This window comes from Plantactinospora sp. B5E13 (assembly GCF_039871775.1).
Lineage (GTDB): Bacteria > Actinomycetota > Actinomycetes > Mycobacteriales > Micromonosporaceae > Plantactinospora.
The window spans coordinates 40,952-55,919 of record NZ_JBDPLT010000019.1 but is presented as its reverse complement, the minus strand read 5'-3'; the positions used below and the strand labels follow the sequence as shown (position 1 = coordinate 55,919).

Sequence of the window (14,968 nt, the reverse complement as noted above, 5' to 3'; positions counted from 1 at the left end):
GGGCCGTCAGGGGTTGCGGGCCACGGCGCCGTAGGCGTCGATTCCCTCGGCGTCGGGGTCGTCCGGCCGCCACAGGGTGATCGGCACCAGACCCGGCTCCAGGAGGGTCAGGCCCGCGAAGCACTCGGCCAGTTGGTCGGGGCTGCGCAGGATGTACGGGACGCCGCCGCTCTGCGCCAGCCGGTCGGCGCCGGCGACCACCGACGGGCTGGTGTCGGTACCGTCCCAGAGCACCAGGTGGCTGCCGCTGGGGACGGCGTCCATCACCCGGCCCACGATCGAGCGCACCACCGCGAGGTCCGGCTCGTAGCCGAGCACACCCATGAACATCACCGCGACCGGTTTTTGGAGGTCCAGGGTTTCGCCGGCCTCGGCGAGGATCGTGGCCGGGTCGTGGTAGTCGGCGTGTACGTACCTGGTCACGCCCTCGGTGCTGGAGTCGGCGAGCAGGGCGCGGGCGTGCACCAGCACCATCGGGTCGTGGTCGACGTAGACGATCCGGGACTCCGGCGCGGCCTCCTGGGCGACCTGGTGGGTGTTCTGCATGGTGGGCAGGCCGGTTCCGATGTCGAGGAACTGCCGGATCCCCGCCTCGGCGGCCAGGGACCGTACCGCGCGGATGAGGAACTGTCGGGACTGGCGGGCCATGACGACGATCTCCGGATACACCTCGGCGACGGCGTCTCCGGCGGTGCGGTCGGCGTGGAAATTGTCCTTCCCGCCCATCCAGTAGTTCCAGATCCGCGCCGCGTGCGGGACGTCGAACTGCAGTTGCGCGGCGAGGTCGGGATCGGGTTCGGCCATGGTGGTGCTCCTCTGTGCGGATCGTCGGGTGTGGACCGAGAGGGCGACGGGATCGGCACATCGTACGTGGCCGAACATGAATCCCTCTCGGACCCGGATGGTTGCGGTTCCGGGGCGGGGCAGAGCGCCGGACTCCACCCCGCACGCCCGCGCGGGCCCGGTCGTCGGACCCGCCGCGTCATGTCCCGTTGTTGCCCGTCGCCGGGGTGGACGTACTGGTCACCAGCTCCACCCGGCGGTTCTCCGCCCGGTTGGCGGGGGAGGTGTCGGGCACCTTCAGTCGGGCCTCGCCGTACCCCCGGCTGGTCAACCGGTCGGCGGCGACGCCCTGGTCGAGCAGGAAGGTGAGCACCGCCTTGGCCCGTACCCGGCTGAGCACCAGGTTCGACGCGGCCGAACCGCTGGAGTCGGTGTGGCCCTCGATGCGGATCCGGGTACTCGGGTTGTCCCGCAGGATCCGGCCCAGCCGGACCAGGCTCGCCCGAGACGCCGAGGTGAGCGAGGCGCCACCGAGGGCAAAGGTGAGCGGCGGCAGTCCGGCGATCTGTTCGCGTACGTCGGCGACCCCGAGCCGGTCGACCAGCCCGACGCCGCCGCCTCGGGCGGCCGCGAGCACCCTGGCCTTCCGTACCTCCGAGGAGGCGGTGCCGATCAGGGTGAGTGTCCCGCCGTCCAAGGCCACCGTCGCATCGTCGGCGTCGCGGCCGAGCGCGGCCAGCACCCCGGGCAGGCTGGACAGCCCCGTGTCGGTCACGCCGTCGTCGACCGTCAGCCGCTCGTCGACGTCGTCGGTCCCGACCACGTCGGCGGCGGCGCGGACCAGCGCGGTGCGAAAGCCTTCACCGGGCACGGTGCCGCTGATCGACACCGTGCCGTCGGCCATGGTCAGCAACACCGATGGCGGTACGGGCACCGGGGCCGGCTCCGATTCGCGTGGCACCTCGGCCTTGGCCGCGCGTACGCCCTCCAGGGCCCGGACGATGTCGAGCGCCTGTCGGGCCTCGCCCGGCGAGGTGGCCCGCAGCCGTCCGTCGCGCCCGGTGAAGCTGACCCGGACGTCGGAGAGGCCGGCGGTGTGCAGCGCCTGTGTCGAGCGCTGGGTGAGGTCCGCCTCCATCCGGTGTCGGTTCGGGAACTGCTGGGCGGTGAGCAGGACGGCCAGGCCGAGGAGCGCGACCACCAGGCCGACCAGCGGGTGGAACCGGCGTGTCCCCCCTGTTGTCGCCGGCGGGGGCGTGAGCGGCGTGGTCCTCGAAGCGGTGGTCCTCAGCTCCCTGGTCATCAACGCTGTCCCGCCTCGGTCTCGTGCCCGGCCGCCTCGTGCCCGGTTGCCTCCGTGTCGCGGCCGGCCACCAGCCGCAGGGTGAGTTCGGCGAAGCCGTCCTCGTCACCGTCGGCGAGCAGGCGGGCCTGCCGGCCCCAGGTCACCAGACTCGGGGCGAAACTGAGCCCGGCGGCCTCGATGGCGGCCCGCCGGGTGCTGTCGTCGGTCTCGGCGAGCTGCCCGAAGGTGTGGATGCCGGCGGCCCGCAGCGCGGCGGCCATCTTCGGCCCGATGCCCTCGATCCGTTCCAGGTCGTCGTCGGGTACGGCGGCGGGTTCGGTCATCGTGGCCACCCCCGCGGCCACCGGTCGGGCCTCGTGGTCGGTGGCGACCGTCCGGACGTCCTGGTCCGTGGATGACGTCGGGACGTCCTGGTCGGCTGTTGCGGGCGGGACGCCGTGGTCCGTGCCCGACGGCGGTACGCCGTGGTCCGTGGTCATCCGGATCGGATCTCCGGCGGGTACCGGCGGAACACTGTGTTCCCTGGTCGCCGGTCGGGCGGTCGACTCGACGGCAGCCGGTGGAAGGTCGTGTTCACCGGTCGCCGGCCGGCTGGCGGTGTCGGCCGGGGGCGGTGACTGGGTTCTGGTGCCCCAGACCAGCCAGCCGACGAGCAACCCCAGAAGGAACGCCGCCAGAATGATGAAGAGCGACTGGTTGACGAACCAGGCCACGTTTTTCCTCCATGCCGATTGTCGGGATGCGTCTTTCGGGCTCGGTCAGCACGTGGGTACGTCCGGTCCGCAGAATATGTACATGCGGACGGATAGGGTGCCGAATGAGTGGGCCGAACGCGCGGTCGCGATCATCCTATATGGACGGACCGCGCCCCGGTACGCGAATGTATCGCAATAAGATCACAATTTTCTTTAGTGTTCGCTGGGGCTGTGGGCTGGTCATTCATTCACCCGAAAAGGTTGACCCCGGTTCGTCGTCGACGAGCTGAGAAATGGTGGGGCGGGCGTTTACGGTCACATCTCTGACCTCGCTACCGTCACTCCGTCGTGGGCTGCGTAATTGTTGTTCCTGCCTTCCGGAGGCCCCTGTGAAACTGGAGAACTGTCGGCGGGACGTGTCCGAACCAATATGTCCGGTGATTGTCGGCACAGGGGAGGGGGTGCTGGATCAGGCAACGGCGCTTCTCCGGCCGGCCGCCGCGGCCTCCGTTGCCCAACGGGCAAGGCCAACCGGCGCGGCCTCCGTCGCCCGACCGGGAGCCCGACCGGGAGCCCGACCGGGAGCCCGACCGGGAAACCGGCCGACTTCGCCAGGGAATGTCGCATGAGGGGCTTTTCATGGGCGTATATGGCTGTTAGCGTGCTCCCTCATCGATCATCCGGCCGGGTTGACCTCGTCAGGTGTCCCAGGGCGTACTCGGCCACCAGCCCGGGAAGGAAACCGATGGTTCGAACCCTGCGACTGGCCGTCACGGCCGGCGTCGTCACGCTGCTCGGTACGGTGGGAACACCGACGGTCGGCGCGGCGGCCGTCCCCGAAGGCCGGATCGTCGCTGTGCCCGGCGCGGAGGTGGTGCCCGACAGCTACATCGTGGTGCTGAGGGTGACCACCACCACGGCCGGTGCCACCGCGGTGAACGGTAAGGCGAAGGCGCTCGCCGGCCGACACGACGCCGTGGTGCGCACCACGTTCTCGCACGCTCTGCGGGGCTTCTCCGCCACCATGTCGGCCCGACAGGCGCGCCGGCTCGCCGCCGACCCGTCCGTTGCCTACGTGCAACCCAACGTCGTACACCGGATCTCCGCGACCCAGAGCAACCCGCCGTCGTACGGGCTGGACCGGATCGACCAGCGGAACCTGCCGCTCAGTTCGACGTACGCCTACGACCGGACCGCGTCGAACGTCCGCGCGTACGTCATCGACACCGGCATCCGGACCGGTCATGCCGACTTCGGCGGACGGGCGAGCAGCGGCTTCGACGCGGTGGACGGTGGTACGGCCGACGACTGCAACGGCCACGGCACCCACGTTGCCGGCACGGTCGGCGGATCCGCGTACGGGGTGGCGAAGGCGGTACGCCTGATCGCGGTACGGGTCCTCGACTGCGCGGGAAGCGGCACCACCGAGCAGGTCGTCGCCGGGATCGACTGGGTCACCAGGAACGCGGTCAAGCCGGCGGTGGCGAACATGAGCCTCGGCGGCGGCGTCGACCCCGCCCTCGACGACGCCGTACGCCGGTCGATCGCCTCCGGGGTCAGCTACTCGATCGCGGCAGGCAACGGACTGCTCGGGCTCATCCCGCTCGACGCCTGCACGCAGTCGCCGGCCCGGGTGGCCGAGGCGATGACGGTGTCCGCGACCGACCGTACCGACCGCAAGCCGCTCTGGGCCAACCACGGCAGGTGCGTCGACGTCTTCGCCCCCGGGATCGACATCAGCTCGGCGTGGAACACCGCCGACGGGGCGACGAACACCATCAGCGGTACCTCGATGGCGGCGCCGCACGTCGCCGGTGCCGCCGCTCTCTACCTCTCCGCGCATCCGGGAGCGTCGCCGGCCCAGGTGCACGCGGCGATCGTCGACAGCGCCACCACGGGCGCGGTCGGCGGTCCCGGACTCGGCTCGCCGAACCGCCTCCTCTACACCGGCGACCTCTGACGCGGCCGTGGGTGCCCCGCCGGTGGGGCACCCACGGGCACGTCGGAGCGGATCGGGCCGACCGGTCCGAGGCTGTCCTGTCCGGACCGTCGGGGGCGGGCCGGGCCGGAATCAGGAGCCGTTCGGGCATGGCGCACCGTCGGGTCACCGGGTAGAAACATCCCCATCCACCACTGTGCCCGACGTGCCGTGGCCGGCCGACTGGGAGAGCGCTCTCACCGCCGCGGCCGCCGCCCGGGCCGTACCGCCACGAGCAGGGAGACGCCCTGGTGAATCACTTCTCCACGGAACCGCCGCCGCGGTCGCCCCGCCCGCGACGACGGACCGGATGTGCCCGACCCACCGAGAACCACCCCGACGGCGGCCCGTCCGTCACCGGCTGGTCAACCGGGCCGCACCGCTCGGCCTCGTGCTGGTGACGGTCGCCGCGCTGACCCTGACGAACCCGGCGGCGTCCGTCGAGCGGATCCGGGCGGCCCTCGACGCGACGCACGCCGCGCAGATCGACAACGAGATGGGAACCAACCGGTACGCCTTCCTGTTCCGGCCCGGCACCTACGGGAGCGCCGAGCGGCCCCTGCAGATCAGGGTCGGGTACTACACCGAGATCGCCGGGCTGGGCGCCTCGCCGACCGACGTGGTCATCAACGGCAAGGTCGAGGTCTACAACCGCAGCACGTGGAGCCAACCGGAAGACCCCCGCGTACGCGGGCGGGCGGCTGTGAAGCGTGAACCCGGCACGGCACCCGCCGGTCAGACCGGGACCGTCCCACCGCAAGGTCGGACTACCAATCGTGTGCTCACTAAAGTGCACTGAAAGGTAACGGTACGCCGGCTACAAGGTCGGCGACCGGGTACGCCACCACACCCTGTACGGCGGTGGCGTGTACGTCTTCAACCAGAACAACCCGTCGATCCACACCGAGAACGGCTTCGAGGTGCCGGTGACGCCGGGGGTCCGGTTGCACCACGTGATGACGGTGAACCTGAGCGCCGGCACGATCGACCACGTGGTCAACGGCCTGGGTGACCCGGCCGACACCACCCGGACCGGTGCGCCGGTCCATCTGACGGAGTATCCGGTTCCCTGACCGGAGTCACCCGGCCGGCCGTCGACGTGAACGGCCGGCCGGGTCAACCGGTGGTGGTGCCAGCGGCCGGCAGCAGCCGGTCCAGTTGCGCGCGCTGGTCGGCGCGGGTTCGTTCGATCTCGGCGGCGACGGCCCGGGTGGCCGGTTCGACACCGTGCTCCCGCTCGGCCCGGGCGAGCCGGACCGACTGGTCCAGGTGGGCGCGCACCAGTTCGGCGAAGAGCTCGGCGGCGGCCCGGCCGGTGGCCCGGCGTGCCGCCGCGAGCTGTGCCGGGGTCGCCATCCCCGGCATGTCATGGCCCTCGTGCGGGTTCCGCGCGGGGCCGCCGGATTGTCCGTACAGGGCACGTAGCCGGGGCAGCGTGTCGTGGTGGGATGCCTCGAACCGGCGAATCAGCGCGCGCAGTCGCGGGTCGTCGACCCGTTCGGGTAGTTGGTCGAAGACCGGGATGATCCGTTCGTCCATCGCGATGGTCAGCTGCAGCCAGGCCCGGTCGGTGGCGCCGAACCCGCTCGGCGCCTCGGAGGCCGTGACGGTGTCGGTCGGCACGGTCCCGGCGGCCGGAGAGCGGGATCCGGTGACGGGTGCGCCGGACCCGGCGCCCGGAGGGCCGGTGCCGACGGTCGGCGGGCTGACCTCCGTGGCGGGCGGACCGCCACCGCCGCCACCGCAGCCGGCCAGGGCGACCAGGACGGCCAGCAGAAGGATGAGGGTCGGGGTGCGGTGACGGCGCGATCGCACGGATCCTCCCGAGGGGTTAGGGGAGCGCTCCCTGGGCTGTTCTCCGCCATCCGGTGATGTCCGTCGAGGTTCCGGGCCGATCGGGAGCCGGCGGACCGCTCTGGGGCAGGTTGATCAGCAGGGGGATGGATCTACATTGACACATGGCCATGTGTCGGTCAAAGTAAAAAGATGAGAGAGCGCTCTCTCTGTCGCTCTCTCCCCTCCACCGTCCACCCCGGGACTACCGATGGACCGGGTCGTCCACCGCCCGGCGGCAGCACGCCGTCCCCGCCCGGATGCACGCCGACCACGTCCGGGTCTACCAGTAGGAGTCGTCATGTACCGGACCACCCTCCGCAGACGGCCGCGTACCCTCTCGCTCGCCGTCGCCCTGCTCGCCCTGCTCGGCGGCTACCTGGTGGCCGGCGCCGCACCGGCCGCCGCCGCCGACGTCCTGCTCTCCCGGGGCCGCCCGGCCACCGCCTCCTCCGCCGAGAACGGCGGCAGCCCCGCCGCGAACGCGGTCGACGGCAACCCCGGCACCCGCTGGTCCAGCGCCTTCGCCGACCCGCAGTGGTTGCGGGTCGACCTCGGCGCCACCGCCACGGTCAACCGGGTCGTGCTGCGCTGGGAGGCCGCGTACGCCCGGACGTTCACCGTCCAGACGTCGTCGGACGGCAACACCTGGACCACCATCCACACCACCACGAACGGGACCGGCGGCGTCCAGGACCTCGCCGTCTCCGGCACCGGCCGGTACGTCCGGCTGTACGCCACCCAGCGGGCCACCCAGTTCGGCGTTTCACTCTGGGAGTTCGAGGTGCACGGCACCGGGGGCACCCCGCCGCCGACCAACCCGCCGCCGGGCGGGCCGATCGTGCGGGTCTCCGAGTTCCTCGCCGACTGCCCGTTCAGCCACCGGCTGCCGGACGACCCGATCATCTACCCGAACCTGCCGGGCGCCTCGCACATGCACAGCTTCTTCGGCAGCCGGGTGACCAACGCGTACACCAACGTCGGTGACCTGCTCGCCGGTGCCACCAACTGCAACCCGGTGGTCGACACGTCGTCGTACTGGGTTCCCACCCTCTACGCCGACAACCAGCCGGTGGAGCCGGTCACCGGGATCTTCTACTACCTGGGCGAGGGGGTCCGGGACGACGTGATCGCCCGGATCCAGCCGTTCCCGCTGGGCCTGCGGATCGTCGCGGGCAACGCCCGTGCCACCGGACCGGACGAGACCACCATCTCCCGGTGGTCGTGCCTGCACCACAACGAGGTCGGGGCGTCGAAGGACTTCATCACCTGCCCGGCCGACAGCATGCTGGAGTCCTACCTCGACTTCCCACAGTGCTGGAACGGCCGCGACCTCGACTCGCCGGACCACAAGAGCCACATGGCGTACCCGGTCGGCGGCGACTGCCCGGCCACCCACCCGGTGCCGGTGCCGAAGCTGCGCCAGGTGCTGCGGTACCCGGTCAACGGCCCGGCGTCACGCTTCCGACTGGCCTCCGGCGGAGGGTTCACCATGCACGGCGACTTCTTCAACGCCTGGCCGGAGGAGGAACTGGCCCGTCGGGTCCGGGACTGCATCCGGCCGATCATCAAGTGCGGGACCGACGGCCGTCCGTGACCGACACCACTCCCGCCGGCCCGGTCACCCGGGCCGGCGGGGCGTCCGGCCGGTGCCCAGGGGGCCCGGCGACGGGGCCGGGCGCGGTGACCGCTGGTGCTATAACTGTGCCATGACGGCCCGCCAGGCGGACGCGACGGGACGCCCCACGCTCGAGCAGGTCGCCGAGGCGGCCGGGGTGTCCAGGGCCACCGTCTCCCGGGTCATCAACGAGGTGCCCACCGTGGACCCGCGCATCCGGGCCGCGGTCGAGCGGGCGATAGCCGAGACCGGGTACGTTCCGAACCTCGCCGCCCGTTCCCTCGTCACCCGACGGACCGACTCGATGGCCCTGATCGTCTCGGAGGCGCCCGGGCACAACGGCTACGAGGCGCCGTTCCTGCAACGGATCTTCACGGATCCGTACATCGGTCGGGTCACCGCCGGGGCGCAGGAGGTGCTCCGCCCCCGGGGCATCCACCTCGTCATCATTCCGGCGGACCCGCCGGCCCACCACATGGTCACCCGCTACCTGCGGCAGGGGCACGTCGACGGGGTGCTGCTCATCTCGAGTCACGGCGCCGACCCACTGTCCCAACACCTGGTCGACCTCGGCATCCCGGCCGTCCTGTCGGCCCGACCCGGCCGTCCGGTGCCGGTCAGCTACGTCGACGTCGACCAGCAGGCCGGTGCCCGGCTGGCCGCCGAGCATCTGGTCGACCGGGGTCGGCGCCGGCTGGCCACCGTCTGCGGTCCGCAGGACATGCCGGCCGGGCAGGACCGGCTTGCCGGCTTCCGAGCAGCGGTCACGGCCCGCCTCGGGGTCGAGGTGCCGTTCGTCCGGGGCGACTTCACCCGGGGCAGTGGCGAGGCGGCGACCCACCGGCTGGTGGACCGGCACCCGGACATCGACGGCCTCTTCGTCGCCAACGACCTGATGGCCGAGGGTGCGGTGCGGGCCCTCCAGGAGCGCGGCCACCGGGTGCCGGAGGACGTCGCGGTGGTCGGCTTCGACGACAGCATCGCCGCCCGGGAGTCGCATCCGCAGCTCACCACGGTCCGCCAGCCGGTCGAGGAGATGGCCGGGGAGATGGCGCAGTTGCTGCTCGCCCAACTGCGTGACCCGCAGCGGGCGGCGCGCTCGGTCATCTTCGCCCCGACCCTGGTCGTCCGGCAGTCGGCCTGAACACCTGCACCGGCCGGGAAGAGCGGACGTACGACGGTCAGCCGCGGCTCGACCGGTGCTCGGCGGGGGAACGGACGGCGTCCCCGCTGTACCGCCGGCCCCCCGGCTGTCCGAGTGCCCGGCATCGCCTACCCTTCCCCATCCGTCGACAGACACCGCCCGCCGGACGTGCCGGTCCCGGCCGGCGTTACCGTCACGGTGCGGCCCGAGGGTTGCCGTGGCGTACCCCCCCCGCCCCGGGCGCCCGGTGGCCGCCCCTGTGACACCAGCACCCCCGGAAGGATCGTTCATGCTCAACGCCGCTGTCGCCCTGGACCCCGCCACCGTGGTGGCCCCGGTCAACCGCCGTACCTTCGGATCGTTCGTGGAACACATGGGACGGTGCGTCTACACCGGCATCTACGAGCCGGGACACCCGCTGGCCGACGGGGACGGCTTCCGCACCGACGTACTGGCGCTGGTCCGGGAACTGGGGGTGAGCGTGGTGCGGTATCCGGGTGGCAACTTCGTCTCCGGCTACCGGTGGGAGGACGGCATCGGACCGGTCGCGGACCGGCCGCGCCGCCGGGACCTGGCCTGGCACAGCGTCGAAACCAACGAGGTCGGCGTCGACGAGTTCGCCCGCTGGGCGTCCCGGGCCGACCTCGAGATCATGTACGCGGTCAACCTCGGCACCCGGGGCGTGCAGGAGGCGCTCGACGTGCACGAGTACGTCAACCACGGCGGCGGGACGTACCTGTCCGACCTGCGTCGGGCCAACGGCGCGAAGGAGCCGTACGGGATCCGGATGTGGTGTCTCGGCAACGAGCTGGACGGGCCGTGGCAGATCGGCCACAAGACGGCCCAGGAGTACGGGCTGCTCGCCGCCAACACCGCCCGGGCGCTCCGGGCCGCCGAGCCGGACCTGGAACTGGTCGTCTGTGGCAGTTCCGGGTCGTCGATGCCGACCTTCGGCGCCTGGGAGGCCACGGTCCTGGAGCACACCTACGACCTTGTCGACTACATCTCCTGCCACGCCTACTACGAGGAGCGTGACGGCGACCGGGGTTCGTTCCTGGCCAGCGCCGTGGACATGGACCACTTCGTGGACAGCGTCGTCGCCACCGCCGACAGTGTGGGCGCCCGGCTGCGCAGCAAGAAAAAGATCATGATCTCGTTCGACGAGTGGAACGTCTGGTACCTGACCCGCTTCCAGGAGCAGCAGGGCCAGCTGGGGCAGCCGACGTCGGCGGAGTGGGGGGTGGCGCCCCGGGTGATCGAGGACGAGTACAACGTCACCGACGCCGTGGTGGTGGGCAACCTGCTGATCTCCCTGCTCCGGCACAGCGACCGGGTCACCGCGGCCTGCCTGGCCCAGCTGGTCAACGTGATCGCGCCGATCCGGACCGAACCGGGTGGTCCGGCCTGGCGACAGACGATCTTCCACCCGTTCGCCCGGACCGCCGCGCTGGCCCGGGGCGACGTGCTCGCCACCCGGCTCGACTCGCCGACCTACGTCACCGAGCGGTACGGCGAGGTGCCGGTGGTGGACGCGGTCGCCACCCACGACCCGGCCAACCGGGACGTGGTCCTCTTCGCGGTCAACCGCGACCAGCACCAGCCGGTCCGGCTGACGGTCGACCTGAGCCGGTTCGGTGGCGAGTGGGACGTCGCGGAGGCGTGGACGCTCACCGACGACGACCTGACCGCGACGAACACGGCCGAGGCTCCCGACCGGGTCACCCTGCGTCCGGCCGACGCTGGCCCGGTCGAGGCCGGCACCGCCACAGTGGAGCTTCCCCGGGTCTCCTGGAACGCGGTCCGGCTGCGCCGTCGGGCGGACTGACGCCGGTCGGCCCCGACGTTGAGGCCGGCGGCACCCGTGGCCCGGCCACCGTTGGTGGCCGGGCCACCTCGGGCCGGTTGCTCGGGAGTCACTCACCTACACTGGCGGAGATCCCCGCACCCGCCCGTCACCGTTGCGGTGCCGCCGTGGCCGTCGCGCCCGAGAGGACGCGACCCCGGCAGGGCCGGCGGGAGACGGACGTAGGCGGCGGGAAGGCGGGGGAGCGAGATGGTGATGCGCGATCCCGCGATGACCGACGTGGCCCGCCTCGCCGGGGTATCCCACCAGACGGTGTCGCGAGTGCTCAACGGGCACCCGAACGTCCGGGAGCAGACCCGGTTGCGGGTCCAGGCCGCCATCGCCGAACTCGGCTACCGACCCAACCGCGCGGCCCGTGCCCTGGTCACCGGCCGCTCGCAGGTGATCGGTGTGGTGGCGCAGAACACCACCCTCTACGGCCCGGCGTCCCTGCTGGCCGCCTTCGAACAGGCGGCCGCCGAGGCGGGCTTCGCGGTCAGTGTCGGCAGCGTCCGCAACCTGGACCACCGTTCCATCTCGGCGGTCGTCGAGCGGCACCTGACCCACCGGGTCGCCGGCATCGTGGTGATCGCGCCGGTCGAGTCGGCCGGAGAGGCGCTGGAGCGGTTGCCCAAGGACGTGCCCCTGGTCACCGTCGACGGCGATCCGTGCCGGCCGGTGCCGCTGGTCACCGTCGACCAGATCGCCGGTGCCAGGGCGGCGACCCGGCATCTGCTGGACGCGGGCCACCGTACGGTGTGGCACGTCTCGGGGCCGGCGGACTGGTTCGACAGCGCGGGCCGGATCGAGGGCTGGCGGGACGAGTTGCTGGCGGCGGGTGCCGAGGTACCGCCGGTGATGCCGGCGGACTGGTCCGCCGCCTCCGGCTACCGGTGCGGTCAGCTGCTGGCCCGGATGCCGGAGGTCACCGCCGTCTTCACCGCGAACGACCACCTCGCGCTCGGTGTGCTGCGGGCGCTGAGTGAGTCCGGCCGCCGGGTGCCCGACGAGGTCAGCCTGGTCGGCTTCGACGACGTGCCGGAGGCGGCGTACTTTATGCCGCCGTTGACCACGGTGCGCCCCGACTTCGCCGCGGTGGCCGAGGCGAGTCTCGACCTGCTGCTGGCCCAGCTCGGACCCGGTGATCCCGGCACTCTGCGTCGGACCGTCGCGCCGACCCTGGTCCGCCGGGCCAGCGTCGCGGCACCGCCCGGCTGAACCGTGTCGACCGGGCGGCTCAATCCGACAGCGGTGCGCGGGTGCGGCGGCGGGCTCGGCCCGGACTGGCCGTACTGGCCCGGGCCACCAGTTCCGGCGCGAGCACCACGTGGTCGGGCGGTGCCGCGTCGTGCTGCTGGTCGATCTGGTGGAGCAGCACCGTGAGACTGCGCCGACCGAGTTCGGCGAAGTCCTGCCGGACCGTGGTCAGCGGCGGGATGAAGTACTCCGAGTCGGGCGTGTCGTCGAAGCCGACCACGCTGACCTGCTCGGGCACCCGGCGGCCGGCCTCGTGCAGGGCACGCAGCACCCCGAGCGCGATCTGGTCGTTGCCACAGAAGATCGCGGTCACCGAGGGGTCGGCGGCCAACAACCTGCCCTGTTCGTAGCCGGAGCGGGCGGTCCACGCGCCCGGCTCGACGGGGGGCACGATCGCCCCGGCGGCGTAAAGGGTACGTCGCCAGCCCTCGATCCGTTCGTGTGCCTCGGGCCAGTCCGGCGGACCGGCCACGTGGTGGACCGTGGCGTGGCCGAGGTCGAGCAGGTGCTGGGTGGCCAGCCGGGCTCCGTCGGCGTTGTCGATCCGTACGGTGGGCACGGCGTCGTCGTCGACCGCGCCGCCCACTCCGACGCTGGCCAGCCCGGCCGGGACCTGCAGCAGCGCGTTGGTGACCGTGGGCTTCGGTGCGATCGCGACGATTCCCTCCACCGACTGTTGGCAGAGCCGGTCGATGGCGTCGAGTATCGACTGACGGTCGAGGTTCGGCACCGTCGCGACACTGACGAAGTAGCCGGCCCGCCGGGCGGCGTCCTCGATGCCGTAGAGCATCGAGGCGGGCCCGAACAGCGTGGTCTCGAAACCGATGATGCCCAGCGTGCGCGACCGGCGGGTGACCAGCGTACGAGCGGCGAGGTTGCGCCGGTAGTTCAGCGCCCGCATCGCCTCCAGGACCCGTAGCCGGGTCTCCTGGCGGACGTTCGGGTGGTCGTTGAGCACCCGCGACACGGTCTGGTGGGACACGCCGGCCAGCCGGGCGACGTCCCGCATGACCGAGCCGCGTTGGCGGATCCGCGCCGCCTCAGCCGGTCCGGTGTCTCCGTCTCCGGGCGGGGGATTCAACCGCACGTGATCCTCCTGATCTTGATGTTACCGATCACACTCTACCGGCCGTGAGCGGTGTTCGGCCGACACCGCCTCGGTCGAGCGCTCGTCGGTGCGGTGGGTAACGCGCCGGAAACGTTCTCGCAGTCGGTCTTGACGCCGAGATAGAGAACGGTAACATTCTCGCACGCGGCATGTGATGAAGGACACCGACCGCTCCGTGGTGGACGTGGCTCCGCTCTGATCTGTCGTCCGCGCCGGGACTGTCCCGGTGGCAGCTCCATCACCGTCGATCGTCAGTCAGCACCTCAAGATCAGAAATGTGATCGTTCACCTCGACCGGCCGGCAGGCCGGCGAGCCGCGCCGGGGGCGCGGACCGATCCGCCGCCCTGCCGGCGGCAGACGACAGGAGGGCGCAGTGTTCAAGAGATGGTCCGTGGCGGTGCTCGGCGGCGTGCTGGTCGCCGCGACGCTCTCCGCCTGCGGTGGCGGTAACGGGTCCGGCGGCGCCGACGACGGCCGGATCACCATGGGTTTCTCGCAGGTGGGTGCGGAGAGCGGGTGGCGTACCGCGAACACCGACTCGGTACGGAAGGCCGCCGAGGAGGCGGGCATCGAACTGAAGTTCTCCGACGCCCAGCAGAAGCAGGAGAACCAGATCAAGGCGATCCGCAGCTTCGTCCAGCAGAAGGTCGACGTGATCGCCTTCTCGCCCGTGGTCGAGTCCGGTTGGGACACGGTCCTCAAGGAGGCGAAGGACGCCGGCATTCCGGTGATCCTCACCGACCGGGCCATCGACTCGCCGGACAAGTCGCTGTACAAGACCTTCCTCGGCTCGGACTTCGTCGAGGAGGGCAAGAAGGCCGGTCAGTGGCTGGTCGAGGCGTACCAGGGCAAGTCGGAGCAGGTGAACATCGTCGAGCTGCAGGGCAGCACCGGTTCCGCCCCGGCCAACGACCGTCGCGACGGTTTCGCGGAGGTGATCAAGGCTGACCCGAAGTTCAAGGTCATCGCCTCGCAGACCGGTGAGTTCACCCGGGCGAAGGGCAAGGAGGTGATGGACGCGTTCCTCAAGGCGCACACCGACATCGACGTGCTCTACGCGCACAACGACGACATGGGCCTGGGCGCGATCGAGGCCATCGAGGCGGCCGGCAAGAAGCCCGGCGTCGACATCACAATCATCACCGTCGACGCGGTGCGCGACGGCATGCAGGCCCTCGCCGACGGCAAAATCAACTTCATCGTCGAGTGCAGCCCGTTGCTCGGGCCACAGCTGATGGACCTCGCCAAGAAGGTCGTGGCCGGGGAGACCGTCCCGGACCGGGTGGTGACCGAGGAGACCACCTTCACCCAGGAGCAGGCGAAGGCCGTGCTCCCGCAGCGCCAGTACTGAGCACGATCAGCGACGACGGGACACCGACCGCCCCGGCCGAACCAGGCCGGG

12 protein-coding genes and 1 pseudogene are annotated in these 14,968 nt (G+C 71.5%); 8 read left to right on the top strand and 5 right to left on the bottom strand.

The genetic code is table 11. The annotated features are described in order from the left end of the window. Window positions 1–6 precede the first annotated feature (6 nt). The 3 genes from ABGB05_RS18920 to ABGB05_RS18910 all read right to left on the bottom strand — a co-directional run bounded on the left by ABGB05_RS18920 (window position 7) and on the right by ABGB05_RS18910 (window position 2,802). Window positions 7–804 (bottom strand): SAM-dependent methyltransferase, encoded by a 798-nt coding sequence (locus ABGB05_RS18920; RefSeq protein WP_347654751.1) that lies wholly within the window; start codon window positions 802–804, stop codon window positions 7–9. A 178-nt stretch (window positions 805–982) separates the two neighbouring features. Next, window positions 983–2,086: an OmpA family protein gene (locus ABGB05_RS18915; RefSeq protein WP_347654750.1), complete on the bottom strand. Its 1,104-nt coding sequence runs from the start codon at window positions 2,084–2,086 to the stop codon at window positions 983–985. Then, a complete protein-coding gene (locus ABGB05_RS18910; RefSeq protein WP_347654749.1) occupies window positions 2,086–2,802 on the bottom strand; it encodes a helix-hairpin-helix domain-containing protein in 717 nt (238 codons plus the stop codon). Before ABGB05_RS18910 ends, ABGB05_RS18915 begins: the two co-directional genes overlap by 1 nt. Before the next feature lie 727 nt (window positions 2,803–3,529). On the opposite strand from ABGB05_RS18910, the gene ABGB05_RS18905 reads away from it, so the two are divergent. From ABGB05_RS18905 to ABGB05_RS18895, 3 genes and pseudogenes are all read left to right on the top strand, one after another. Continuing rightward, a complete protein-coding gene (locus tag ABGB05_RS18905) occupies window positions 3,530–4,744 on the top strand; it encodes a S8 family serine peptidase (RefSeq protein WP_347654748.1) in 1,215 nt (404 codons plus the stop codon). A 328-nt stretch (window positions 4,745–5,072) separates the two neighbouring features. Next, complete coding sequence (locus tag ABGB05_RS18900; protein WP_347654747.1) at window positions 5,073–5,561, top strand: hypothetical protein; 489 nt, start codon at window positions 5,073–5,075, stop codon at window positions 5,559–5,561. 10 nt (window positions 5,562–5,571) lie between these two features. Beyond that, window positions 5,572–5,835: pseudogene (locus ABGB05_RS18895) on the top strand (adenylyl cyclase); the annotation flags it as partial. 43 nt (window positions 5,836–5,878) lie between these two features. Here ABGB05_RS18895 and ABGB05_RS18890 read toward each other — a convergent pair. Beyond that, on the bottom strand, window positions 5,879–6,577 hold the full coding sequence (locus ABGB05_RS18890) for a DUF305 domain-containing protein (protein WP_347654746.1): 699 nt from the start codon (window positions 6,575–6,577) through the stop codon (window positions 5,879–5,881). Window positions 6,578–6,896: 319 nt separating this feature from the next. Between ABGB05_RS18890 and ABGB05_RS18885 the strand changes: the two genes are divergently transcribed. From ABGB05_RS18885 to ABGB05_RS18870, 4 genes are all read left to right on the top strand, one after another. Then, entirely contained in the window at window positions 6,897–8,192 is a 1,296-nt protein-coding gene (locus ABGB05_RS18885; protein WP_347654745.1) for a DUF1996 domain-containing protein, read from the top strand. 112 nt (window positions 8,193–8,304) lie between these two features. Further along, window positions 8,305–9,357: a LacI family DNA-binding transcriptional regulator gene (locus ABGB05_RS18880; RefSeq protein ID WP_347654744.1), complete on the top strand. Its 1,053-nt coding sequence runs from the start codon at window positions 8,305–8,307 to the stop codon at window positions 9,355–9,357. Window positions 9,358–9,646: 289 nt separating this feature from the next. Beyond that, window positions 9,647–11,182 (top strand): alpha-N-arabinofuranosidase, encoded by a 1,536-nt coding sequence (locus ABGB05_RS18875; protein ID WP_347654743.1) that lies wholly within the window; start codon window positions 9,647–9,649, stop codon window positions 11,180–11,182. Between the two features lie 234 nt (window positions 11,183–11,416). Beyond that, window positions 11,417–12,418, top strand: a complete 1,002-nt coding sequence (locus ABGB05_RS18870; protein ID WP_347654803.1) for a LacI family DNA-binding transcriptional regulator — start codon at window positions 11,417–11,419, stop codon at window positions 12,416–12,418. 19 nt (window positions 12,419–12,437) lie between these two features. Here the strand turns inward: ABGB05_RS18870 and ABGB05_RS18865 are convergent, their stop codons facing one another. Then, on the bottom strand, window positions 12,438–13,466 hold the full coding sequence (locus ABGB05_RS18865; RefSeq protein ID WP_347654802.1) for a LacI family DNA-binding transcriptional regulator: 1,029 nt from the start codon (window positions 13,464–13,466) through the stop codon (window positions 12,438–12,440). A 473-nt stretch (window positions 13,467–13,939) separates the two neighbouring features. On the opposite strand from ABGB05_RS18865, the gene ABGB05_RS18860 reads away from it, so the two are divergent. Continuing rightward, on the top strand, window positions 13,940–14,917 hold the full coding sequence (locus ABGB05_RS18860; RefSeq protein WP_347654742.1) for an ABC transporter substrate-binding protein: 978 nt from the start codon (window positions 13,940–13,942) through the stop codon (window positions 14,915–14,917). Window positions 14,918–14,968 lie beyond the last annotated feature (51 nt).